The following is a 25013-nucleotide window of genomic DNA, read 5'->3' as shown; positions in this document are numbered from 1 at the left end:
GTGGCCTGACTCCTGAGCCAGTAAAACGGCTCAGGGAATCTGAAGCTACCGCTTAGACGGTAGCTTCCAGCGCTCCCGCTCGCAGTTTGCAGGCCAACACGGCCAATGGTGCATAGGCAATGACCAGCGCAATCGGACCACTTAACAGATCACTCGCCGCCACATACGCCAGCGGCAAAAGCCAGCAGACATTAATAGCAAGTACCGCCAATGTAACTTTCCGGTGGCTTTCAAACCGACGGGAGGCAAACTGGTATGCGTGGGACCGATGTGCCTGGTAAACCTTATCGCCGCGTATCAATCGACGCATCAATGTCCAGGTCGCATCAACAATAAAGACGCCCAGAAGTATCAACCAGCTCCATAGCAGCTGGCTTGAAGTCCACGAGGCTTGAATAGCCAACGCCGCCAGCACAACCCCGAGGAACCCGCTGCCAGCGTCTCCCATGAAGATTCGTGCCGGGGGGAAATTCCAGCACAGAAAACCTCCTACCGCTGCGGCAAGAGACAATGCAGGCCAAACCAGTTCCAACGTGCCGCAATGCCAGTAAATCAAACAAATGCCCAGGCACACGCTGATTGCTTCGACACTGGCCAAGCCGTCGATACCGTCCATGAAGTTATAAAGATTGAGCATCCAGACGAGGTAAAAGACAGCCAGAATGTTGCCAAACAAACCGAGATCAACAGGTGCATCAAAAAACCTGATCGGACCGATCCCCTGAAACCAGACCAGTGCCCAACCCGCCGCAACAAAGTGCCCCAGCAGACGCCACCTGGCTGCGATATGCCCATGATCATCGGCGAAGCCTATAACGGCGACAATCAACCCCGCGCCCAACACGCCATACAACGCTTGGTTCGCAATAAGGTCCAGACCGGACAACAGCGGCAACGCCAGTGCGAATGCAAGCACAATCGCCACACCCCCCCCTCGTGGCGTAGGTATCGAATGAGAACTGCGCTCATTAGGCACATCCATCAGACTCCGGGCCAATGCGTACCGTCGAAGCACTGACGTCAAGAGCCAGGAAATGGCGAATATCGCCAGTAACAGCCACCAGAAATTCATTTCGTTTGCTTTTCCAGGTAATCGTCAGCCGTCTGACGTAATGCCTTGTCCATGCTGATGGGCGGAATCCATCCCAGCTGTTCCCGATTTTTCCCGATGTCGACCTGTAACGAACCACAGATACGCTTGGCAACCGCCTGCTTGCCGACCAACGCCGCAAGCATGTGTAGCAACCATGAGGGAATCGGTAATAAGCGTGGCTTTTTCCCCAGCGCTCCACCAAGACGTTTCAACAGCTCTGTGGTAGACAGATCCTCGCCATCACCGGCCAGAAATGTCTGATTGGCTGCCGCCGGATGATTGAGGCAAGTGACAATCAAGTCCACAAGATTGGCGATAGAAACCAGACTGCGTTGATTGTGAATGGCACCGAATGGCAGAGGCACGCCCCTGTTCAACCAGCGTAACAGACTAAGAAAGTTGGCTTTGACGCCTGGACCATAAACCAACGGTGGACGAATGATGACAACTTCCATCCCGCTGTTGAGGGCAATCTGTTTAAGTCCTTCTTCAGCTTCATACTTCGACACGCCATAAGCGTCGACGGGGGCCGGTCGATCATCCGCAGTGAAAGGCTGTCCCGGCGACGTGCTTTCGCCATTGACCTTTATCGAACTGATGAAAATGAATCGCTGGACGCCCGCCTCGGCGGCCTGTCGAGCCAAACGTAGCGTGCCCTCTACGTTAACCTTGCGAAACTCGGCAAGAGCATCGGTTGCGACTTCATCCATGACGTGAACCCGGGCGGCCGAGTGAACTACAACCTGTATGTTATCAAGCGCTGGCATCCTCTGATCGCCAGTCAACTCGAAGGGCACGACCTTGCACAAGCCATGTAGGCGCGTTGCCCCCCTGGCAGTGGCGACAGGTTGGAACTTGCTGTCCAGCAATAATCTGAGAACCAGTGCCTCTCCGACCAAACCACTCGCCCCTGTCACCAAAACCCGTGGGGCTGTCATTGAGCCTTACTCCCTACTAATGCGGTCGCCCAACAGATAAAGAAAAAGAAGATCTTGTCGCGTAGACGGCGTCTGCATTGCCATGCACTGAAGGACAACTTCATGAGTTGCCGAGGTCGCAACGGTAACCAACTTTGAACAAACGGATCCTGACTGTACCCTACCAGTCGCGCGATCATTTGGACCTGACCAAACCACCAGCCGTCATGAATCGTTTTATAACGTGCAATCAAGGGGCTAAAACCAGTGTTGGCGCCTACTTGATTCCGTTCATGCTGCCGATAATCCATGGAAGGCACTGGATCGATATACCAGTGAAAATCATGACTGCGCGCAAAGGCGTAACAGTACCAGTCGTGCAGACTGACCTGCTGCAGAGCCTCCCAATGAGCGATCACTGCGGTTTTCAGCGATTGTCCAAGGCGATTGCTCAATACATAAGTACAACCCGGTCCCGCAGCTTCGAACAGAAAATCCCATTCGACCTGCCGCTGCGACTTATCCAGCAAGCGGGTTTTTCCATCAGACCAAAAAGCCGTGACATTGCTGGAATAGGCATCGCAGTGTCTGCTGCGTATTACTCTAGTCGCACGCTGCAACTTGTCCGGCAGCCAACTATCGTCCTGATCAGCAAAAGCGATGAAGTCATAATGACTAAAATCGACATCCCGGATCAGTCGAAAGAAATTACGCGACGCGCCACCAAACTTGCCTGCCTCAGGAAGAAGGACAACGTTGGGGTGTTCGGCCGAATACGCCGCACACCAGGCTTCCGTTCCATCAGTTGAAGGATCAATACTGATATAGATGGTGACATCGACACCTGCCTGGTCGAGGATGGAAACCAACTGCTCCTCGATCCACTGCATGCCATTGTAGGCAGCCAGCAAAACCGCAATATTGGGATGTTTTACTGGCATACCATTCCTGCTTGTACCGATTGAACGCGACCGTTCATAAGGAAAAATCTGCCGACTCAGACCGAAGGCGAGTCCAGCAGTTTTTGCAGGTATTGGCCGTAACCGGTTTTCTTCAACGCATCGGCTTGAGCGCCCAGCTGCGCTGACGTGATCCAGCCATTGCTGTAAGCGATCTCCTCAAGACAGGCGACTTTCAAACCCTGGCGCTTCTCGATGGTATGTACGAAGTGGCTCGCCTCAAGTAGCGAGTCGTGCGTTCCTGTGTCCAGCCAGGCGAAGCCGCGACCAAGCATTTCTACATTAAGAGTCTTCTGATCGAGGTACGCACGGTTGACGTCAGTGATTTCCAGCTCACCGCGCTCGGACGGCTTGATGTTCTTGGCAATCTCGACAACCTGGTTGTCGTAGAAGTACAAGCCTGTAACCGCGTAGTTGGACTTCGGCTTCAGCGGTTTTTCTTCAATGCTTAGCGCACGTCCGGTCTCATCGAATTCCACCACACCGAAACGTTCCGGATCGGAAACGTGGTAACCGAACACGGTAGCACCGTGCTGTTGAGAACTGGCGGAACGCAAGTTATCCGAGAAGTGCTGACCGTAGAAGATATTGTCGCCCAGGATGAGGCAGCAAGGGTCCTTGCCAATAAACTCTTCGCCGATAATGAAAGCTTGTGCCAGGCCGTCTGGACTCGGCTGTTCGGCATAGGTCAACTTGATACCGTAAAGGCTCCCGTCGCCTAGCAACTTGCGAAAACAAGGCAAGTCTTCCGGGGTGGAGATAATCAGAATTTCACGCATACCCGCAAGCATAAGAACAGACAGCGGGTAGAAAATCATCGGCTTGTCGTAGATCGGCAGCATCTGTTTGGACACACCGAGAGTCAACGGATGCAGACGCGTACCGGAGCCGCCTGCGAGGATGATGCCTTTACGATTTATCGTGGTCATTTGTTCAGAACTTCCCTAAGCATTCGAGTTACGCCACTTTGCCAATCCGGCAAGTGTAGAGAAAAATTGTCACGCAGCTTTTGAGTATTCAAACGAGAATTCAAAGGGCGGCGCGCGGGCGTTGGATACGCGGTCGTTTCAATCGGGTTGATTGTCGTTGCAGCGAGCAACTCACCATTGGCTTTGGCGAATTCAATCACGAAGCTGGCGTAACCGTGCCAGGACACTTCACCGCGGGCAGCCAAGTGATACAAGCCCGAGAGCTCCGGACGCTGCAGAACCCGCTGAATGGCCAGCGCCGTCACGTCGGCTATCAGATCGGCCCCTGTTGGCGAACCGATCTGGTCGGCGATAACACTCAGCGTTTCCCGCTCGCTGGCGAATCGCAACATGGTCTTGGCGAAGTTATTGCCACGAGCGCCGTAGACCCAGCTGGTACGGAAAATCAAATGCTTGCAGCCAGACGTGATAATTGCCTGTTCGCCGGCCAATTTGCTTGCACCATAGTGATTGACCGGAGCGACGGCGTCAGTCTCTTGCCATGGCGTCGAACCTTGGCCTGAAAAGACGTAGTCGGTCGAATAGTGGACCAGCCAAGCGCCCAGGGAAACGGCCTCGTCAGCCATGACCTGGGTTGCCTGACCGTTCACACGGTCTGCCAGTTCGTTCTCTGACTCGGCTTTATCGACAGCAGTGTAGGCAGCAGCGTTGACGATGACGTCGGGCTTGACCTGGCGAATCGTTGCACGCAAGGCATCGAGATCGGAAAGGTCACCGCACAAACCATCAACTGCATGTCTATCAAGGGCAATCAACTCGCCAAGCGGCGCAAGGGAACGCTGCAGCTCCCAACCCACCTGGCCATTTTTACCCAGCAGTAGGATTTTCATGCCTTGCTTGGACGATCGCTGTAGTTCTCGTCAATCCACTGTTGATAGCTGCCGCTCTTCACGTGAGCCACCCACTCTGTATTGTTGAGGTACCACTCGACAGTTTTGCGAATACCGGTCTCGAACGTTTCTTCCGGCGTCCAGCCTAGCTCACGGTGGATTTTGCTGGCATCGATCGCATAACGCTGGTCATGGCCCGGGCGATCCTGAACATAGGTGATGAGGCTGGCATGCGGCCGATGAGCGGAGTCCGGACGCAGTTCATCGAGTAATGCACAAAGGGTATTTACCACTTCGATATTTTGCTTTTCGTTGTGACCACCAATGTTATACGTCTCGCCGATTACACCTTCGGTCACGACTTTGTATAACGCCCGGGCATGGTCTTCTACGTACAGCCAATCGCGAACCTGATTACCTTTGCCGTAAACCGGCAGCGGCTTGCCCTCCAGCGCATTGAGAATGATCAGCGGGATCAACTTCTCGGGGAAGTGGCAAGGGCCATAGTTATTCGAGCAGTTGGTAACCAGCGTCGGCAGACCGTAGGTGCGGCTCCAGGCACGAACCAGGTGATCGGAACTGGCTTTGCTCGCAGAGTACGGCGAGCTTGGCTGATACGGCGTTGTTTCGGTGAAGAGGTCTTCCGGGCCTTCAAGGTCTCCGTAAACTTCGTCAGTCGAAATGTGATGGAAGCGAAAGTTGGCTTTGCGCGCATCATCCAATGCCGCCCAATAGTGGCGTGCAGCTTCAAGCAGGGTGTAGGTGCCAATGATGTTGGTCTGGATAAACTCAGACGGACCGGAGATAGAACGATCTACATGAGACTCTGCGGCCAAATGCATGATTGCATCCGGTTGGTGTTCACGCAGGACGCGGTCGATTTGATCGCGATCGCAGATATCGACACGTTCGAACACATAACGCGAGTTTTGGCTGACTTCGGCCAGCGACTCAAGATTGCCGGCGTAAGTAAGCTTATCGACGTTAACGACAGCGTCAGTGGTGTTGGAAATGATATGACGGATGACTGCCGAGCCGATAAACCCGGCACCGCCGGTAACTAGAATTTTCACGCGAAACCATACCCTTGAGTTGCTGACAGGGCCGCCAACCGAGCACTGTCGAATCCATGAATGCAAAAGCCATCAAGTTAGCTGAGGCTTCTGACAGAGTCAGTCTGAACCGATGTGGGAATATGCCACTATCGGACAAGCGCAGCATTTTACAGCTTAATGAAGGTTTTACTAATGGATATAGACAAGCTGTGGCGCAAATTCGACGTGTGTCATGCATTTGCCGCAATTACACCAAGCGCTTGCGTGCGGCTCTGGACGTACGTCTCAGAACCCAGCCAAGAATCGGGCCGATTACCATACCGATCAGCAATGCGAGGACCGTAATCAGCGACACCGGCAGCTGCGGTCCCGTCCAACCAAGAAACAGAAGGGATACCGATTGCTGATTCTCGAGAACAAACGCCAGAATCGCCAACACCAGCAACAGGACAAACACTGCCAGAAGTACGCGTTTGAGGTTACGCATGAGCTATTCCTTTAGTTGCGGAGGCTGTCAAAGCCCTTCCTCCTCATCCTCGTTAACACGATCACGCAGTTCTTTACCTGGTTTGAAATGCGGGACGAACTTGCCATCGAGGCTGACGGACTGACCGGTTTTCGGATTGCGGCCTACGCGCGGAGCGCGGTAGTGCAGAGAGAAGCTGCCAAAACCACGGATCTCGATACGATCACCGGTGGCCAGACATTGGGACATTTGCTCGAGCATGGTCTTGATGGCCAGCTCCACATCCTTGGATGAGAGCAGCCCTTGATGGGTGACAATTCGTTCGATCAACTCCGACTTCGTCATATTTTTCCCTTCTTTTTCAAGCAGCTAGGAAAATCGCTTCAAAGGTTTTAGCATGCCCGGAGGAATTTGAACAGCCTGAGTTTTCACATATATTTGCAGGTAACGAGATGCCTGACACCCAGGCTTTGAAACACCGATTGCCCGACGCCCACTCACCTACAGATAACGAGCATGGTGCGCGTCAGATACCCGGCAGGGTTGAACCCAAAAGGGAACTCGTCTTCGTCCTTGGCATCGTCGGACCTCGCCACAACCTTGTATCCTGCCGCCTTGCATTCCCTGTCCGCGCGCTTGCGACATTTCTCCCAGCCCGACCCCAACCCCGAACAGTCAATCTCGATACCACTGACGCCACGTACGACGTGAGTCTTGGCATTAGTGGTACAGCCCGCCAATGTCAGCACGGCAATTGCGACAATGAGCTTGTTCATTCATTTCCTTATGCCGGGCGCCCTGCCCGACTGTCGTTTGTTTCAGGCTAAAGATTAGCTGCAAATAAACGATTGATCCGATTACAGAAAGAGACAGTCTTTCAGGGCGATTGGTTTCATGGCCAGTCATTGCAATGAAATCGTATCAACAGACTTGCCAAATTCCAGGCACAAAAAAGGGCGACCGAAGTCGCCCTTTTTCTATGGTCTGACAGAACTTAGTTCTGTTTTTCCATTTGTGCACGCAACAGGTCGCCCAGAGTGGTAGGACCAGGAGCAGCAGTGTCCGAAGCTGGCTTGTCGCGCAGGCTCTGGATTGCTTCTTTCTCTTCTTCAACGTCTTTCGACTTGATGGAGAGCTGGATTACACGGCTCTTGCGGTCAACGCTGATGATCTTGGCTTCTACTTCTTCGCCTTCTTTCAGAACGTTGCGCGCGTCTTCAACGCGGTCACGGCTGATTTCGGAGGCTTTCAGAGTCGCTTCGATATCGTCGGCCAGAGTGATGATGGCGCCTTTAGCGTCAACTTCTTTCACGATGCCTTTAACGATTGCGCCTTTGTCGTTCTCTTGAACGTACTCGGAGAACGGATCGCTTTCCAGTTGCTTGATACCCAGGGAGATGCGCTCGCGCTCTGGGTCAACCGACAGGATAACGGTGTCCAGCTCGTCGCCCTTCTTGAAGCGGCGAACGGCTTCTTCGCCCACTTCGTTCCAGGAGATGTCGGACAGGTGAACCAAACCGTCGATGCCGCCGTCCAGACCAATGAAGATACCGAAATCGGTGATCGACTTGATGGTGCCGGAGATTTTATCGCCCTTGTTGAACTGGCCAGAGAAATCTTCCCATGGGTTAGATTTGCACTGCTTGATGCCGAGGGAGATACGACGACGCTCTTCGTCGATGTCCAGAACCATAACTTCCACTTCGTCGCCGACTTGTACGACTTTCGAAGGGTGGATGTTCTTGTTGGTCCAGTCCATTTCGGAAACGTGTACCAGGCCTTCAACGCCTTCTTCCAGCTCAGCGAAGCAGCCGTAGTCGGTCAGGTTGGTTACACGAGCGGTAACGCGAGTGCTTTCTGGGTAACGGGCTTTGATAGCAACCCATGGATCTTCGCCCAGTTGCTTGAGGCCCAGGGAAACACGATTGCGCTCGCGATCGTATTTCAGAACCTTGACATCGATCTCGTCGCCAACGTTGACGATTTCGGAAGGATGCTTGATACGCTTCCAAGCCATGTCGGTAATGTGCAGCAGGCCATCGACGCCACCCAGATCGACGAATGCGCCGTAATCGGTGAGGTTCTTGACGATACCTTTGACTTGTTGGCCTTCCTGCAGGGATTCCAGCAGAGCTTCACGCTCGGCGGAGTTCTCGGCTTCGAGGACGCTGCGACGGGAAACGACAACGTTGTTGCGTTTCTGGTCGAGTTTGATGACCTTGAATTCCAGCTCTTTGCCTTCCAGATGCGTGGTATCGCGCACAGGACGGACGTCAACCAGAGAACCTGGCAGGAACGCACGGATGCCGTTAACGTCGACAGTGAAGCCGCCTTTAACCTTACCGTTGATAACGCCCTTGACCACTTCTTCGGCTGCGAAGGCTGCTTCCAGAACAATCCAGCATTCAGCGCGCTTGGCTTTTTCACGGGACAGCTTGGTTTCACCAAAGCCGTCTTCAACCGAGTCCAGAGCAACGTGAACTTCGTCACCGACGTTGATGTTCAGTTCGCCAGCGTCGTTGTAGAACTGCTCAAGCGGGATGAGTGCTTCAGACTTCAGGCCAGCGTGAACGGTTACCCAGCGAGCTTGGTAATCGATATCAACGATAACACCGGTGATGATGGAGCCTGCCTGAAGGTTCAGGGTTTTTAGGCTTTCTTCAAAGAGTTCCGCAAAGCTTTCGCTCATTTTAATTCCTGTGAATGAGGGCGAAGGATACGCCCATCTCCACACCCCAGACGGTGTGGGTTAGTTTCATTTAGAAGAAGCGCCACAGGACTATGACTGGTCCCCTGCGGCCTTCTTGGTCACCCGGCGATATCGCGAATGGCGATCTCGCTCATGATGCGTTCCAGCACCTGATCGATGGACAACTCCGTGGAATCCAGCTGTATGGCGTCAGCCGCCGGCTTGAGCGGGGCTACCGCTCGCTGGGTGTCACGCTCATCGCGTGCACGGATCTCATCTAGCAGACTCGACAGACTAACACCATCGACTTTGCCCTTCAACTGCAAGTATCGACGGCGCGCACGCTCCTCGGCACTGGCAGTGAGGAAAATCTTCAGCGGCGCATCCGGAAAAACCACTGTGCCCATGTCGCGGCCATCAGCCACCAGACCCGGCGCCTCTTGAAAGGCGCGCTGGCGCTGAAGCAGCGCTTCACGCACCGCAGGCAATGCAGCCACCTGGGAGGCGCCGGAACCGACGCTTTCCGTACGGATCACGTCGCTAACTTCATCGCCCTCAAGAATGATGCGTTGCAGCTGACCGTCGGTCGCCGCAATGAACTGAACATCCAGATGAGCGGCCAGTTTTTTCAGCAACTCTTCATTGGTCAGGTCAACGCCGTGATTATGCGCGGCGAACGCCAGCAACCGGTAAAGCGCACCGGAATCCAGCAGATTCCAGCCAAGACGCTTGGCCAGTATCCCGGCGACGGTGCCTTTTCCGGAGCCGCTTGGCCCATCAATGGTGATGACCGGTGCAATGCTGTTCACGACTGAGCCTCTTGGGCAACGCGGATACCGACCTGCGCGCACAGCGCGAGGAAGTTGGGGAACGACGTCGCGACGTTGGCGCAATCATGGATACGGATAGGCGCAGTGGCACGCAGCGAGGCAACACTGAACGCCATGGCAATCCGGTGATCGCCGTGACCGTGCACTTCACCGCCACCGATCAGACCACCATCAATGATGATCCCGTCCGGCGTCGGCTCACATTTAACGCCCAGCGCCAGCAAGCCATCAGCCATGACCTGGATACGGTCCGATTCCTTGACCCGCAGCTCTTCGGCGCCGCGCAACACGGTACGCCCTTCAGCGCAGGCTGCAGCGACAAACAGCACAGGAAATTCGTCGATGGCCAATGGCACCAGCGCTTCCGGAATCTCGATACCCTTGAGTTTAGCTGCACGCACGCGCAGGTCAGCCACTGGCTCGCCGCCGACTTCACGCTGGTTTTCCAGAGTAATATCAGCCCCCATCAGACGCAGGATATCGATGACCCCGGTACGGGTCGGGTTGATGCCGACATGCTCAAGCACCAGCTCCGAACCCTCGGCGATCGACGCAGCGACCAGGAAGAATGCCGAGGAGGAGATATCGCCCGGCACTTCAATATGGGTAGCAGTCAGCTTGTGCCCTGACTCGACCGAAGCGGTTGCACCATTGACACTGACCGGGTAGCCGAAGCCACGCAGCATGCGCTCGGTGTGATCGCGAGTCGGCGCCGGCTCGGTGACGGTGGTCTTGCCTTCGGCGTACAGGCCGGCCAGCAGCAGGCAGGATTTAACCTGGGCACTGGCCATCGGCATGGTGTAAGTCAGGCCTTTGAGCGTGTTGCCACCACGAATGGTCATCGGCGGACGACCTTCAGCGGCGGTTTCGATCACGGCGCCCATTTCACGCAGCGGATTGGCCACGCGATTCATCGGACGCTTGGACAGCGAAGCATCGCCCGTCAGCGTGCTGTCGAAGTTCTGCGCAGCCAGCAGGCCCGACAGCAAACGCATCGAGGTGCCGGAGTTGCCCAGATAGATCGGGCCCGGTGCCGGCTTCAAGCCATGCAGGCCGACGCCGTGAATGGTCACGCGGCCGTGGTGCGGACCTTCGATCACTACACCCATGTCGCGGAAGGCTTGCAAGGTCGCCAGGGCGTCTTCGCCCTCAAGGAAGCCTTCCACTTCGGTGACGCCTTCGGCCAGGGAGCCGAGCATGATCGAGCGGTGGGAAATCGATTTATCGCCCGGTACACGAATCCGCCCAGTCAGGCGGCCACCAGGTTGTGCCAGGAAAATCAGGTCGTTGGAGTTCATAGCGTCCACATAAGCCCGGCGTGCCAGGATTTTACTGAAATGTTCGCGGGCAACCCGGGCGCGAGTGAACACGCCCAACAATTGGTGCCCATCCCCTGCATCGACCGCGTCGCGCAAGGCGTCGAGGTCGCTGCGAAATGTATCGAGCGTGCGCAGGACAGCTTCGCGGTTGGCGAGGAAGATGTCATGCCACATGACCGGGTCGCTACCCGCAATTCTTGTGAAATCGCGGAAGCCACCGGCAGCGTAACGGAAGATCTCAAGGTTTTCATTGCGCTTGGCCAGCGAATCGACCAGACCGAACGCCAACAAGTGCGGCAAATGGCTGGTCGCCGCCAACACTTCGTCGTGACGCTCGACCTGCATGTGCTCGACATCGGCACCCAATTCGCGCCACAAACGGTCGACCACGGCCAGCGCGGCCGGATCGGTTTGATCCAGCGGCGTCAAAATCACTTTATGGCGACGGAACAGCTCGGCATTGGAGGCTTCCACCCCGCTCTGCTCGGAACCGGCAATCGGATGGCCCGGCACGAAACGCGACGGCATGCCGCCAAACGCTTCGGTTGCGGCACGCACCACATTGCCTTTGGCACTGCCGACGTCGGTCAGAATCGCTTGCCCCAGATCCATGCCGGCCAATCGGCCGAGCATTTTTTCCATGGCGAGGATCGGCACGGCGAGCTGAATCACGTCCGCGCCCTGGCAAGCAGCCACCAGGTCTTCTTCGCAGCGATCCACCACGCCCAGCTCAACCGCCAGCTTGCGCGATTGCGGGTCGAGATCGACCCCGACCACTTCGCGGCACAGGCCACTTTCACGCAAACCCTTGGCAAACGAACCGCCGATCAACCCCAGACCGACCACCACCAGGCGACCGATCATAGGGGCAGCAGATTGCCGTGCAGTGACATCAACCACGAGCCAGGACCTTGGTCAGCGCCTCGAGGAAGCGGCTGTTTTCAGCCGGCAAACCAATGGTGATGCGCAGGTGGTTCGGCATGCCGTAGTTGGCCACCGGACGCACGATCACGCCTTCGCGAAGCAAACCCTGGAAGATCGGTTCAGCCACCTGCCCCATATCGACGCAGATGAAGTTGCCTTTCGACGGAATCCAGCTCAAGCCCAGTTCACGGAACCCCGCTTCCAGTTGCTGCATGCCGGATTCGTTCAGGCGACGGCTTTCAGCCAGGTAATCGGTGTCTTGCAGCGCAGCGCACGCAGCGGCCAAGGCCAGGCTGTTGACGTTGAACGGCTGACGCACGCGGTTCAGCACATCAGCGACCACGGCAGTGGACAAGCCATAACCGACCCGCAACGCCGCCAGGCCATAAGCCTTGGAAAACGTGCGCGAGACCAGCAGGTTCGGATACGCCGCGAGGAAGTCCAGGCCATCCGGCAGGTCGCCGCCTTCGGCGTACTCGATGTACGCCTCGTCCAGCACCACCAGCACGTGCTCAGGCACATCCTGCAGGAATTCGTCCAGCGCCTCGGCGTCGAACCAGGTCCCGGTCGGGTTGTTCGGGTTGGCGATGAACACCACACGGGTATCGGCATCGATCGCGGCCAGCATGGCCGACAAATCATGACCCCAGTCTTTGGCCGGGATCACTTTGGCAACGGCACCGACGGCTTGCGTGACGATCGGATAGACCGCGAACGCATGCTCGCTGAACACCGCGTTCAGGCCGGGGGCCAGATAAGCGTGCGCAACCAGCTCCAGAATGTCGTTGGAACCGTTGCCCAGCGTCACCTGATTCAACTCGACGCGGCACTGCCCGGCCAGCAGGGTCTTGAGCGCAAAACCGTTGCCGTCCGGATAGCGGGTCAGCTCGGCCAGTTCATCGCGAATGGCGGCCAGCGCCTTAGGACTGGCGCCCAACGGGTTTTCGTTACTCGCCAGTTTGACGATGCGGGCCGGATCGATGTTCAGCTCGCGAGCCAGTTCGTCCACGGGTTTGCCCGGAACGTAAGGCGAAAGTTGTTGCACGCCCGGCTGTGCCAGAGCGAGGAAGTTGCCACTCATTTGCTACCCCTTAGAGAACTGCTTTCGGGTAGGAACCCAGCACTTTGAGTGCTACTGCTTCCTGACTGATCTTTTCCAATACACCTTTGATCAACGGATCACGGTGGTGGCCGACGAAGTCGATGAAGAACACGTAGGTCCATTTACCGCTGCGCGAAGGACGCGTCTCGATTCGCGTCAGGTCGATGCCGTTGTCGTGGAACGGCACCAGCAACTCGTGAAGCGCACCGGGCTTGTTGCTCATGGAGACAATGATCGAGGTCTTGTCGTCGCCGGTCGGCGGCACTTCCTGGTTGCCGATCATCAGGAAGCGCGTGGAGTTGTCCGGACGATCCTCGATTTTTTCAGCCAGACGGGTCAGCCCGTACAAGCCTGCCGCCATGTCGCCGGCAATCGCCGCCGAGTTCCACTCACCCTTGACCCGCTTGGCCGCTTCGGCGTTGCTGGAAACCGCCACGCGCTCGACATTCGGGTAGTGTGCGTCCAGCCACTTACGGCACTGGGCCAGCGACTGCGCGTGGGAGTAGATGCGGCTGATGCTGTCGGTCTTGGTGTTTTCACCGACCAGCAAGTGGTGGTGAATCCGCAACTCGACTTCGCCACAGATGACCATGTCGTGTTCGAGAAAGCTATCGAGAGTGTGGTTGACGGCGCCCTCGGTGGAGTTTTCCACCGGAACCACGCCAAAGTTCACCGCACCGGCCGCCACTTCGCGGAACACTTCGTCGATCGCCGCCATCGGCTTGCTGATCACGGCGTGACCGAAGTGCTTCATGGCTGCGGCCTGGGTGAAGGTGCCTTCAGGGCCGAGGTACGCCACTTTCAGCGGCTGTTCCAGGGCCAGGCACGAGGACATGATTTCGCGGAACAAACGCGCCATCTCTTCGTTGCCCAGCGGCCCCTGGTTGCGCTCCATCACGCGCTTGAGCACCTGAGCTTCACGCTCAGGACGATAGAACACCGGCACTTCGCCTTCGGCCAGCGAGGCCATCTTTACTCGCGCAACTTCCTGGGCGCAGCGTGCGCGCTCGCTGATCAGCTCCAGGACTTTCGTGTCCAGAGCATCAATGCGAACGCGCAGTGCCTTGAGTTCTTGCTCAGACATTAGCCATGTTCCTTCTCGAACTCTGCCATGTACGAAACCAGTGCGTTGACCGCAACGATGTCGACGGCGTTATAGATGGAGGCACGCATGCCGCCCACGGAACGGTGACCCTTGAGGTTCAGCAGGCCACGCTCGTCGGCGCCGGCCAGGAATGGCTTGTCGAGACGATCGTCAGCCAGACGGAACGGCACGTTCATCCACGAGCGATCCGACTTGTTGATCGGGTTGCTGTACAAGCCGCTGGCATCAATGAAGTCATACAGCGTGCGCTGCTTCACTTCGTTGAGCTTGCCGATGGCGGCAACACCACCCTGCTCTTTCAGCCACTCGAATACCAGACCGGACAGGTACCAGGCCAGCGTTGGCGGGGTGTTGTACATCGAACCGTTATCGGCCGCGACCTTGTAGTTGAGCATGGTCGGGCACAGGGACCGGGCGTGACCCAACAGGTCTTCGCGAATGATGTTGACGACGATGCCGCTCGGGCCGATGTTTTTCTGGGCGCCGGCGTAGATCATGCCGAAGCGCGAAACATCGATTGGACGCGAGAGGATGTCCGAAGACATGTCAGCGACCAGCGGAACGTCACCGGTTTGCGGAATCCACTGGAATTCCAGGCCGCCGATGGTTTCGTTCGGTGCGTAGTGAACGTAGGCCGCATCTGCAGACAGCTTCCATTCGTTCTGACCGGGAATAGCGAAATAGTCGTAAGGCTTGGCGGTAGCGGCAACGTTGACGTGGCCGTAGCGCGACGCTTCTTCGATAGCTTTCTGCGACCAGATACCGGTGTCGATGTAGTCGGCAGTGCCGCTTTCCGGCAGCAGGTTCAGAGGAATCTGGGCGAATTGCTGGCTCGCGCCACCTTGCAGAAACAGCACTTTATAGTTCGAGGGGATATTCAGCAGATCACGCAGATCCTGCTCGGCCTTGGTGGCGATGGACACGAACTCATCACTGCGATGGCTCATTTCCATGACCGACAGGCCCTTGCCGTGCCAATCAAGGAGTTCACCCTGGGCGCGCTGCAGGACAGCTTCGGGAAGTGCCGCAGGACCGGCACAGAAGTTATAGGCTCTCTTGCTCACATCCAATCTCGCTCTGATTTGGTGGTAATCACGCAATAAATCACAACATCAATCGACACAGGATCCCTGCCTAAGCAGAAAACCTGTGGGAGCGAGCCTGCTCGCGAATGCATCACCGCGGTGCTTCAGAGGTACCGCAGCGCCTGCATCGCGAGCAGGCTCGCTCCCACAAGGGCTCTCCATGAGTGTCGATATTTTCATACAGGACAAACAACAAGGGGGCGAATTTTCATCCGCCCCCTGTTTGTCCACTTACTCTTGTGGCTCTTCGTCAGCAGCGGCGTCGAGTTGCTGGTCTTCAACCACGTCGTCGATCACGACTTCGCCGTCGAACACCGCACCCTCTTCACCTTCAATCTCTTCGCCTTCGACTTCCGACGGCTCCTGAACCCGCTCCAGACCGACCAGCGTTTCATCACTGGCCAGTTTGATCAGGGTTACGCCCTGGGTGTTACGACCCAGGCTGGAAACTTCGTCGACACGAGTACGAACCAGGGTGCCCTGGTCGGAAATCAGCATGATCTCCTCGCCGTCGAGCACCTGGACCGCGCCGACCAGGCGGCCGTTACGGTCGTTGCTGACCATGGCGATGACGCCCTGGCCGCCACGTTTGTACTCAGGGAACTCGGTGATCGCCGTGCGCTTGCCGAAACCACGGGCCGAAGCAGTGAGGATCTGGCTGCCTTCTTCCGGGATCAGCATGGAAATCAGCTTCTGGCCTTCCGGTAGACGCATGCCGCGGACGCCGCGAGCGGTACGGCCCATGGCGCGAACGTCGGTTTCCTTGAAACGGGTGACCTTGCCGCCGTCGGAGAACAGCATGACTTCGCGGCTGCCATCTGTAATGGAAGCTGAAATCAGCACGTCGCCTTCGTCCAGTTCCAGCGCGATCAGGCCGACGCTGCGTTGACGGCTGAAGGATTCCAGCGGGGTCTTCTTCACGGTGCCTTTGGCGGTGGCCATGAAGATAAAGTGACCTTCGGTGTATTCCTCGACCGGCAGCATGGTGGTGATGTATTCATCACTGTCCAGCGGCAGCAGGTTGACCAACGGACGACCACGGGCCGCGCGGGACGCTTCCGGAATTTCGTAGGTTTTCAGCCAGTACACTTTGCCTTTGCTGGAGAACAGCAGCAGCGTGGTGTGGCTGTTGGCGACCAGCAGGTGAGCGATGTAGTCCTCATCCTTGACGCCGGTCGCCGATTTGCCTTTACCGCCACGACGCTGAGCCTGGTACGCAGCCAAAGGCTGGGTCTTGGCATAGCCACCGTGGGAGATGGTCACGACGCGCTCTTCTTCCGGGATCATGTCACCCAGGGTCAGGTCGAGACGGGCATCGAGAATCTCGGTGCGGCGCACGTCGCCGTATTCGGCGCGGATCACTTCCAGTTCTTCGCGGATCACTTCCATCAGGCGCGTGGCACTGCTGAGGATGCGGATCAGTTCGCCGATCTGGTTGAGGATCTCTTGATACTCGGCCAGCAGCTTTTCGTGCTCCAGGCCGGTCAGACGGTGCAGACGCAGTTCCAGAATGGCTTGCGCCTGTTCCGGCGACAGGAAGTACTTGCCTTCGCGCAGACCGTATTGCGGGTCCAGGGTCTCTGGACGGCAAGAGTCGGCACCGGCACGCTCTACCATCGCAACCACGGCAGACGATTCCCAGGCAGTGCTGATCAGCGCTTCCTTGGCTTCCGACGGCGTTGGCGAGGCCTTGATCAGGGCGATAACCGGGTCGATGTTCGACAGGGCAACCGCTTGACCTTCCAGGATGTGGCCACGTTCGCGGGCTTTACGCAGCTCGAACACGGTACGGCGGGTTACGACTTCGCGGCGGTGACGAACGAAGGCTTCCAGCAGGTCCTTGAGGTTCAGGATCCGCGGACGGCCGTCGATCAGCGCAACAATGTTGATACCGAATACGGCTTGCAGCTGGGTCTGGGCGTAGAGGTTGTTGAGGATCACCTCGGGCACTTCGCCGCGACGCAGTTCGATCACGACGCGCATACCGTCCTTGTCGGACTCGTCGCGCAGTTCGGTGATGCCTTCGAGTTTCTTCTCTTTTACCAGCTCGGCGATCTTCTCGATCAGACGGGCCTTGTTCAGCTGGTAAGGGAGTTCGGTGATGACGATCTGCTGACGGCCACCGACCTTGTCGATGTCTTCGATCATCGAGCGGGCACGCATGTAAATGCGTCCGCGACCGGTACGGTAGGCTTCGATGATGCCGGCGCGACCGTTGATGATCGCGGCGGTCGGGAAGTCCGGACCGGGGATGTATTGCATCAGCTCATCGATGGTCAACTCAGGGTTGTCGATGAGGGCCAGGCAACCGTCGATGACTTCACCGAGGTTGTGCGGCGGAATGTTGGTCGCCATGCCCACGGCGATACCGCTGGAGCCGTTGACCAACAGGTTTGGAATACGGGTCGGCATGACCGCCGGGATCATTTCGGTGCCGTCGTAGTTCGGCACCCAGTCCACGGTTTCTTTATGCAGGTCGGCCAGCAGCTCGTGCGCCAGTTTGGTCATGCGCACTTCGGTGTATCGCATGGCGGCGGCGTTGTCGCCGTCCACGGAACCGAAGTTGCCCTGACCGTCTACCAGCAGGTAGCGCAGCGAGAATGGCTGCGCCATCCGGACGATGGTGTCGTACACCGCGGTATCACCGTGCGGGTGATACTTACCGATCACGTCACCGACAACACGGGCAGATTTCTTGTACGGCTTGTTGAAGTCGTTGCCCAGCTCGCTCATCGCGAACAGCACACGCCGGTGCACGGGCTTCAAGCCATCGCGCGCATCCGGCAGAGCCCGGCCGACGATTACGCTCATCGCGTAGTCGAGGTAGGACTGCTTCAGCTCGTCTTCGATATTGACCGGGAGGATTTCTTTGGCCAGTTCGCCCATGAGAAGCTCGATTCCTTTTTCTGGTGAAACTTCGTCACATCCATATGGGACGAACGAAGCTCGCCGCTGCAGGCTGAGTGCCATGCACCGACTTACGACAAATCAACAAGTTGACCATGGATTTGCGCAGTAAAGACAACCCCGTGGGACTGCCTCGGAAAACGCCGGATGTTATCACAAGAGCCGCCACGCACCTATCCCCCAGATGCGCATGGAGTGTAGTTAGTTGACTGGTGGCAGGCTTAACGGGGACGAGAGAGGCTTAGAGCCCCTCCGAATGAAAAATTGGCAGCTGAATTACGGATGTTTATTGACTTTTAAGGCCTCATCGCCAGCAGGCTGGCTCCCACAGGATCGGTGTCGATCACAAAACCTGTGGGAGCCAGCCTGCTGGCGATGGCGTCCTTTCGAACACCACGGTCAATCAATGCAGACGCTTACGGCACATCAACTGCGCCATTTTCGCGGTATCCGGACGCTCGACGATGCCTTTTTCGGTGACGATCGCATCGATCAGGTCCGCCGGGGTCACGTCGAACACCGGGTTGAACGCATCGACATCCGCCCCGACCCGCTTGCCGCCGACTTCCAGCAACTCACGCCCGTCACGCTCTTCAATGGGAATCTCGTCGCCACTGGCCAGGTTCATGTCGATGGTCGAACTCGGCGCCACCACCATGAAGCGCACGCCGTGGTGCATGGCGTTGACCGCCAATTGGTAAGTGCCGATCTTGTTGGCCACGTCGCCATTGGCGGTGATCCGGTCCGCGCCGACGATCACCCAGGTGATGCCTTTGGTCTTCATGATGTGGGCCGCGGCGGAGTCGGCGTTGAGCGTCACAGGGATGCCTTCGTTGGCCAGCTCCCACGCAGTCAATCGCGAGCCTTGCAGCCACGGGCGGGTTTCGTCGGCGTAAACGCGCTCGACCATGCCTTCGATGAACGCCCCGCGAATCACCCCCAATGCGGTGCCGAAGCCGCCAGTGGCCAATGCGCCAGTGTTGCAATGAGTCAGGATCGCCTGAGCATTGCCCTGGTGCTTGCGGATCAGGTCCACTCCCAGCTGCGCCATGGTCAGGTTGGCTTCGCGATCACTTTCGTGAATGGCCATGGCCTCCGCTTCCAGCGCCGCCAAAGGGTCGGCATCGCCCTTTAGACGATCGAGGCGGTCACGCATGCGACTCAAGGCCCAGAACAGATTCACCGCCGTTGGACGGGAATCGGCCAGCAACGCGTAATCCTCTTCCCACGCGGCCTGCCAGTCACCGCCCTCGAGAATTCGGGCGCGGGCAGCCAGCACCATGGCATACGCGGCACTGATGCCAATCGCCGGAGCGCCGCGCACCACCATCGAGCGAATGGCCTCGGCCACGCCAGCGGCGCTGGTGTAGGCGATCCACGTTTCCTCGAACGGCAAAATACGCTGATCCAGCAGGTACAGGGCGCCATCACGCCAATCGATGGCCTTCACCTTCTCCGCAGCCAACAGTCGATCGCGCATCCCACACCCCGCACTCATGAACAAAAGCCGCCGATTATAGCGATCCCCCCGCGAAGACGCTCGGGTATACTTCGCCATCCTTTACAAAAGCACTGGAACCGACCCTCGATGCCGAACACTGCCGCTGCGCTCGACCTGTTATTGCTGCCGACCTGGCTGGTACCCGTCGAACCCGCTGGCGTTGTCCTCAAAGAGCACGGCATCGGCATCCGCGACGGGCTTATCGTGTTTATCGGCCCGCGGGCAGCTGCGCTGAAGCTTAACGCAACCGAAGTGCGCGAGTTGCCGGACATGTTGCTCAGCCCCGGCCTCATCAATGCCCACGGGCATGCGGCGATGACGCTGTTCCGGGGCCTGGCGGACGATCTACCGCTGATGACCTGGCTGGAAAACCACATCTGGCCCGCCGAGGCCAAGTGGGTCGACGAAGACTTTGTACGCGATGGCACCGACCTGGCGATCGCCGAGCAGATAAAAGGTGGCATCACCTGCTTCTCTGACATGTATTTCTTCCCGAAGGTTGCCAGCGAACGGGTCCATAACAGCGGCATTCGTGCACAAATCGCGATTCCGATCCTCGACTTCCCGATTCCAGGGGCCAGCACGGCGGACGAGGCCATTCGTCAGGGCGTCGAATTGTTCGGCGATCTCAAGCATCACGAGCGCATCAAGGTCACATTCGGCCCCCATGCGCCTTACACGGTGGGCGACGAAAACCTGGAAAAAATCCGGGTGATCGCCGAAGAACTGGACGCCTCGATTCACATGCACGTCCATGAAACCGCTTTCGAAGTACAGCAATCGGTCGAGCAGCGCGGCGAACGCCCGTTGGCTCGACTCGGGCGCCTGGGCCTGCTCGGGCCACGCTTCCAGGCCGTGCACATGACCCAGATCAGCGATGAAGACCTGGTGTTGCTGGTAGAAAGCAACACCACCGTGATTCATTGCCCCGAATCCAACCTCAAGCTGGCCAGCGGCTTCTGCCCGGTCGAACGCCTGTGGCAGGCCGGCGTCAATGTCGCCATCGGCACCGATGGCGCGGCCAGCAATAATGACCTCGACTTGCTCGGCGAAACCCGCACTGCCGCGTTGCTGGCCAAGGCTGTCGCCGGCTCGGCCACCGCGCTGGACGCCCATCGCGCGCTGCGCATGGCCACGCTCAACGGCGCCCGTGCGCTGGGGATCGAGGCGCAAGTCGGTTCGCTGGAAGTCGGCAAAGCCGCGGACATCGTGGCGTTCGATCTGTCGGGCCTGGCGCAGCAGCCGGTCTACGATCCGGTTTCGCAGCTTATATATGCCACCGGCCGGGACTGCGTAAAACATCTTTGGGTCGCCGGCAAACAACTGCTCGACGACCGTCGGCTGACCCGCCTGGACGAGGAGCAGCTTTGCGTCACCGCCAAGGCCTGGGGCCAACGCATCAGCGGCCACACCGAATAGTAAGCACCCCGGACTGAACGCCGGGGCAACAGGATTTTTCAAGTTTTAGAGGACTTAAACCATGAGCAACGTCGACTACGCCGAAATCGCTAAATTCGAAGCCCTGGCCCATCGCTGGTGGGACCGCGAAAGTGAGTTCAAACCGCTGCACGATATCAACCCGCTGCGGGTCAACTGGATTGACGAACGTGTCCATCTGGCCGGCAAGAAAGTCCTCGATGTGGGCTGCGGCGGCGGCATCCTCAGTGAAGCCATGGCCCAGCGCGGCGCTACCGTCATGGGCATCGACATGGGCGAAGCGCCGCTGGCGGTCGCGCAATTGCATCAGCTGGAATCCGGCGTGAGTGTCGAATACCGGCAGATCACCGCCGAAGCGCTGGCAGAAGAAATGCCCGAGCAGTTCGACGTGGTTACCTGCCTGGAGATGCTCGAGCACGTGCCGGATCCGTCGTCAGTGATTCGCGCCTGCTTCAAAATGGTCAAACCGGGCGGCCAGGTGTTCTTCTCCACCATCAACCGCAACCCGAAGGCTTACCTGTTTGCCATCGTCGGCGCCGAATACATCATGAAGCTGCTGCCACGCGGCACTCACGACTTCAAGAAATTCATCCGCCCTTCCGAGCTGGGTGCCTGGAGCCGCATGGCCGGCCTGACCGTCAAGGACATCATCGGGCTGACGTACAACCCGCTGACCAAGCACTACAAACTGGCGGCCGATGTGGACGTCAACTACATGATCCAGACCCTGCGCGAGGAATAAGCCGATGCGTATCAGAGCAGTCCTTTTCGACATGGACGGCACGCTACTCGACACCGCGCCGGACTTCATTGCCATCTGCCAGGCGATGCGTGCCGATCGCGGCTTGCCGCCGGTGAACGACAAGCATATCCGCGACGAGATTTCCGGCGGCGCCAAGGCGATGGTCGCCGTGACCTTTTCCATGGACCCCGAATCCCCGGGTTTCGAAGAGCTGCGCCTGGAGTTCCTCGAGCGTTATCTAAAGGACTGTGCAGTGCACAGCAAGCTGTTCGATGGCATGGGCGAACTGCTGGCCGATATCGAGAAAGCCAATCTGATCTGGGGTGTGGTGACCAACAAGCCTGTGCGCTTCGCCGAGCCGATCATGCAACGCCTGGGGTTGGCTGAACGCTCGGCGCTGCTGATCTGCCCGGACCATGTGAAGAACAGCAAACCGGACCCGGAGCCTTTGATCCTGGCGTGCAAGATGCTCGACCTGGACCCGGCCAGCGTGCTGTTTGTGGGTGATGACCTGCGCGATATCGAGTCCGGCCGCGATGCCGGCACCAAAACGGCGGCGGTGACCTACGGGTACATTCATCCGGATGACAACCCTCGGCATTGGGGGGCGGATGCGGTGGTGGATCATCCGCTGGAGTTGCGCAAGGTTCTGGATAGCGCCCTTTGTAGCTGCTGACCTGATTGGCTGCTGAATGCTTTGTGGCGAGGGGATTTATCCCCGTTGGGCTGCGCAGCAGTCCCTTTTTTGGGGTCGCTCCGCAACCCAACGGGGATAAATCCCCTCGCCACAAAAGCCCTCTCGCCACAAGTGCGATGCCTGCCTATTGAATTGTTGTGAGGTTTTTTATGTTTGATTATTCCGCCCGCCCTGAATTGCTCAAGGACCGGGTCATCCTGGTCACCGGCGCAGGTCGTGGCATTGGCGCTGCGGCTGCGAAAACCTACGCCGCCCATGGCGCAACCGTACTGTTGCTGGGCAAGACCGAAGCCAATCTGACCCAGGTCTATGACGAGATCGAAGCGGCTGGCCATCCACAACCTGCGGTGATCCCGTTCAACCTGGAAACCGCACTGCCCCATCAATACGATGAGCTGGCCGCGATGATCGAAACCGAGTTCGGCCACCTCGATGGCTTGCTGCATAACGCGTCGATCATTGGTCCGCGCACGCCGATCGAACAGCTGTCGGGCGAAAACTTCATGCGCGTCATGCAAGTCAACGTCAACGCCATGTTCATGCTGACCAGCACCTTGCTGCCGCTGCTCAAGCTGTCCCAGGACGCTTCGGTGGTGTTCACCTCCAGCAGCGTCGGGCGCAAGGGTCGGGCGTATTGGGGCGCATATGGCGTGTCCAAGTTCGCCACAGAAGGCTTGATGCAGACCCTGGCCGATGAAGTCGACACCGTGGCGCCGGTGCGTTCCAACAGCATCAATCCGGGCGCTACCCGCACCAGCATGCGCGCCCAGGCTTATCCGGGTGAAAATCCGCTGAACAACCCGACGCCCGAGGAGATCATGCCGGTCTACCTGTACTTGATGGGTCCGGACAGCACGGGCATCAACGGCCAGGCTTTTAACGCTCAGTAACAACCGCACGTCGCTTTTTGTGTCGCGTCCAATATCCGGCGCGGCACTCAAAGTGCCCTGTAACTATGTCCGATACAGTCAAATGACCGTCGCCTCTCCGCTCAAAAATTCGTAAAAACCTTTCAGATCATTGATTTTTATGGATTTTTATTAGAAGGAACTCATTGGCATGACTTTCGCTCTAAATTTGCTCAGACACGCCGTGTGAAAGCAATCGGGCAGACGCCTCAGTCGATAGGTTACTAATATTCGGCAAAGCGGACTAAACTTGCGCCAAATGTCCTACGGGACTGATGGACCAGTATGACGCGCAGCCCAAAGCCGCTCTCACCCAGCCTGTAAGACAGCCTTACTGCTTAGGGGCTCACGCCATATGAAATCACCATCCCAGACCAACGCAATTGTCTTTGACAATGCCAAATTGCAGCGCCTGGGCTTTGGTCGGCAACCTCCCATCCTGGAGCGGCCATTCAGCCTCGCCCAAACTCGCCAGCAACTCGGCCAACAGCTGCAAACCAGCCTTGAGCCACAGCGCATCCTGGGACTTTTCTTTCGCGAGATTCAGCGGGTTGTGCCACTGGATGCGCTGACTTATCAGCACCCGGCCAGCGACCTGCGCCTGGAGCTCGGTCAGCGCGGCCATCACTCAGTCACCTACAACCTCAGCCATGAGGGCGAGAACCTGGGGGAACTGGTATTCCGACGCAATCAGCGATTCAGTGATTCTGAACAGGGCAATCTGGAGTCGCTGCTGTCCACGCTCCTGTTCCCGATGCGTAACGCCCTGCTCTACCGGGCAGCGACTCAAAGTGCATTGCGCGATCCATTGACCGGCACTGGCAACCGCATCGCCATGGATCAGACTCTGGAACGTGAAATAGAGATGTCGCGACGCCACTTGATGCCGTTGTCGCTGCTGATGCTCGACATCGATCACTTCAAAAACGTTAACGATAATTACGGCCACAGTGCAGGCGATGACGTGCTCAAGGCTGTCGCAGCCTCGATCAAAAACCAATTGCGCAATGTGGACATGGTGTTCAGATTTGGTGGCGAAGAGTTCCTGATCCTGCTGTCCAACACCAGCCGGGAAGCGGCCGCCATGGTCGGTGAACGGCTGCGGATTGCGGCGCAGGCGCAGAACTACAAGGCCGATGGCAATATGGTCGAGCTGACCGTCAGCCTGGGTTGCTCGACTCTGCTACCGGGCGAGTCTGCCGAAAGCTTGTTGCGCCGGGCCGACAGTGCGCTGTATGTCGCCAAACGCGAAGGGCGTAACCGGTTGGCCATGGCGGGGTAAAACCCGCAACATCACCGTAAAACACATGTGGGAGCTAGCTAGCTGTGTAAACCCACCACGTTGTTCACGGATGCTATTCGGCTAATCGGTGGCAAATAACTCAGGCTGGCATGCGGGCGATGCCAGTTGTACTCGTGCAACCACGACGTCAGGTAGGTCGCGCGTTGGTCTGAGCT

23 protein-coding genes are annotated in these 25013 nt (G+C 57.7%); 5 read left to right on the top strand and 18 right to left on the bottom strand.

From position 1 onward, the window contains the following. Positions 1–52: 52 nt before the first annotated feature. The 17 genes from ACRC4F_RS03860 to mtnA form a co-directional block, all read right to left on the bottom strand. Positions 53–1072: an MraY family glycosyltransferase gene (locus ACRC4F_RS03860; RefSeq protein ID WP_438658162.1), complete on the bottom strand. Its 1020-nt coding sequence runs from the start codon at positions 1070–1072 to the stop codon at positions 53–55. Next, a complete protein-coding gene (locus tag ACRC4F_RS03855; RefSeq protein ID WP_438658161.1) occupies positions 1069–2031 on the bottom strand; it encodes a UDP-glucose 4-epimerase family protein in 963 nt (320 codons plus the stop codon). Before ACRC4F_RS03855 ends, ACRC4F_RS03860 begins: the two co-directional genes overlap by 4 nt. Beyond that, a complete protein-coding gene (locus ACRC4F_RS03850; RefSeq protein WP_438658160.1) occupies positions 2028–2951 on the bottom strand; it encodes a glycosyltransferase in 924 nt (307 codons plus the stop codon). The genes ACRC4F_RS03855 and ACRC4F_RS03850 overlap by 4 nt, the downstream gene beginning before the upstream one ends. 56 nt (positions 2952–3007) lie before the next feature. Next, positions 3008–3898 (bottom strand): glucose-1-phosphate thymidylyltransferase RfbA, encoded by an 891-nt coding sequence (gene rfbA, locus ACRC4F_RS03845; protein ID WP_438658159.1) that lies wholly within the window; start codon positions 3896–3898, stop codon positions 3008–3010. After that, entirely contained in the window at positions 3895–4788 is an 894-nt protein-coding gene (gene rfbD / locus ACRC4F_RS03840; protein WP_438658158.1) for a dTDP-4-dehydrorhamnose reductase, read from the bottom strand. Before rfbD ends, rfbA begins: the two co-directional genes overlap by 4 nt. Further along, on the bottom strand, positions 4785–5861 hold the full coding sequence (rfbB, locus tag ACRC4F_RS03835; protein WP_438658157.1) for a dTDP-glucose 4,6-dehydratase: 1077 nt from the start codon (positions 5859–5861) through the stop codon (positions 4785–4787). The genes rfbD and rfbB overlap by 4 nt, the downstream gene beginning before the upstream one ends. 229 nt (positions 5862–6090) lie before the next feature. Next, entirely contained in the window at positions 6091–6330 is a 240-nt protein-coding gene (locus ACRC4F_RS03830; RefSeq protein ID WP_438658156.1) for a LapA family protein, read from the bottom strand. 27 nt (positions 6331–6357) lie between these two features. Then, positions 6358–6654 carry an integration host factor subunit beta gene (gene ihfB / locus ACRC4F_RS03825; protein WP_003369729.1) on the bottom strand — a complete coding sequence of 99 codons (297 nt, stop codon included), beginning with the start codon at positions 6652–6654 and terminating at the stop codon, positions 6358–6360. Between the two features lie 152 nt (positions 6655–6806). Beyond that, positions 6807–7085 (bottom strand): hypothetical protein, encoded by a 279-nt coding sequence (locus tag ACRC4F_RS03820; protein ID WP_438658155.1) that lies wholly within the window; start codon positions 7083–7085, stop codon positions 6807–6809. A 218-nt stretch (positions 7086–7303) separates the two neighbouring features. Further along, positions 7304–8998 carry a 30S ribosomal protein S1 gene (gene rpsA / locus ACRC4F_RS03815; RefSeq protein WP_007939922.1) on the bottom strand — a complete coding sequence of 565 codons (1695 nt, stop codon included), beginning with the start codon at positions 8996–8998 and terminating at the stop codon, positions 7304–7306. Positions 8999–9117: 119 nt separating this feature from the next. Continuing rightward, positions 9118–9807 carry a (d)CMP kinase gene (cmk, locus tag ACRC4F_RS03810; protein ID WP_218440141.1) on the bottom strand — a complete coding sequence of 230 codons (690 nt, stop codon included), beginning with the start codon at positions 9805–9807 and terminating at the stop codon, positions 9118–9120. After that, on the bottom strand, positions 9804–12011 hold the full coding sequence (locus ACRC4F_RS03805; RefSeq protein ID WP_438658154.1) for a bifunctional prephenate dehydrogenase/3-phosphoshikimate 1-carboxyvinyltransferase: 2208 nt from the start codon (positions 12009–12011) through the stop codon (positions 9804–9806). Before ACRC4F_RS03805 ends, cmk begins: the two co-directional genes overlap by 4 nt. Positions 12012–12039: 28 nt before the next feature. Further along, positions 12040–13152 (bottom strand): histidinol-phosphate transaminase, encoded by a 1113-nt coding sequence (gene hisC / locus ACRC4F_RS03800; protein ID WP_438658153.1) that lies wholly within the window; start codon positions 13150–13152, stop codon positions 12040–12042. Positions 13153–13162: 10 nt separating this feature from the next. Further along, positions 13163–14257 carry a prephenate dehydratase gene (gene pheA / locus ACRC4F_RS03795; RefSeq protein WP_016770924.1) on the bottom strand — a complete coding sequence of 365 codons (1095 nt, stop codon included), beginning with the start codon at positions 14255–14257 and terminating at the stop codon, positions 13163–13165. Continuing rightward, positions 14257–15342: a 3-phosphoserine/phosphohydroxythreonine transaminase gene (gene serC / locus ACRC4F_RS03790; protein WP_438658152.1), complete on the bottom strand. Its 1086-nt coding sequence runs from the start codon at positions 15340–15342 to the stop codon at positions 14257–14259. The genes pheA and serC overlap by 1 nt, the downstream gene beginning before the upstream one ends. A gap of 252 nt (positions 15343–15594) precedes the next feature. Beyond that, positions 15595–18249 (bottom strand): DNA gyrase subunit A, encoded by a 2655-nt coding sequence (gyrA, locus tag ACRC4F_RS03785; RefSeq protein WP_438658151.1) that lies wholly within the window; start codon positions 18247–18249, stop codon positions 15595–15597. Positions 18250–18673: 424 nt separating this feature from the next. Beyond that, positions 18674–19750, bottom strand: a complete 1077-nt coding sequence (gene mtnA / locus ACRC4F_RS03780; protein ID WP_438658150.1) for an S-methyl-5-thioribose-1-phosphate isomerase — start codon at positions 19748–19750, stop codon at positions 18674–18676. A 108-nt stretch (positions 19751–19858) separates the two neighbouring features. Between mtnA and ACRC4F_RS03775 the strand changes: the two genes are divergently transcribed. From ACRC4F_RS03775 to ACRC4F_RS03755, 5 genes are all read left to right on the top strand, one after another. Beyond that, positions 19859–21190: a TRZ/ATZ family hydrolase gene (locus tag ACRC4F_RS03775; protein WP_438658149.1), complete on the top strand. Its 1332-nt coding sequence runs from the start codon at positions 19859–19861 to the stop codon at positions 21188–21190. Between the two features lie 61 nt (positions 21191–21251). Further along, positions 21252–21950, top strand: a complete 699-nt coding sequence (gene ubiG / locus ACRC4F_RS03770) for a bifunctional 2-polyprenyl-6-hydroxyphenol methylase/3-demethylubiquinol 3-O-methyltransferase UbiG (protein ID WP_007899720.1) — start codon at positions 21252–21254, stop codon at positions 21948–21950. Between the two features lie 4 nt (positions 21951–21954). Then, positions 21955–22626, top strand: a complete 672-nt coding sequence (gene mupP, locus ACRC4F_RS03765) for an N-acetylmuramic acid 6-phosphate phosphatase MupP (RefSeq protein ID WP_438658148.1) — start codon at positions 21955–21957, stop codon at positions 22624–22626. 170 nt (positions 22627–22796) lie between these two features. After that, complete coding sequence (locus ACRC4F_RS03760) at positions 22797–23537, top strand: YciK family oxidoreductase (RefSeq protein WP_008031809.1); 741 nt, start codon at positions 22797–22799, stop codon at positions 23535–23537. A gap of 373 nt (positions 23538–23910) precedes the next feature. Then, positions 23911–24837, top strand: coding sequence for a GGDEF domain-containing protein (locus ACRC4F_RS03755; protein ID WP_438658147.1), 927 nt, complete (start codon positions 23911–23913; stop codon positions 24835–24837). A gap of 38 nt (positions 24838–24875) precedes the next feature. Here ACRC4F_RS03755 and ACRC4F_RS03750 read toward each other — a convergent pair. Beyond that, the coding region (locus ACRC4F_RS03750) for an integrase core domain-containing protein (protein WP_438658206.1) at positions 24876–25013 on the bottom strand (138 nt) is incomplete at its 5' end.

Source organism: Pseudomonas sp., from assembly GCF_051660785.1.
Lineage (GTDB): Bacteria > Pseudomonadota > Gammaproteobacteria > Pseudomonadales > Pseudomonadaceae > Aquipseudomonas.
Note: the sequence above shows the minus strand (reverse complement) of the source record. Positions and strands in the feature narration are given on the sequence as shown.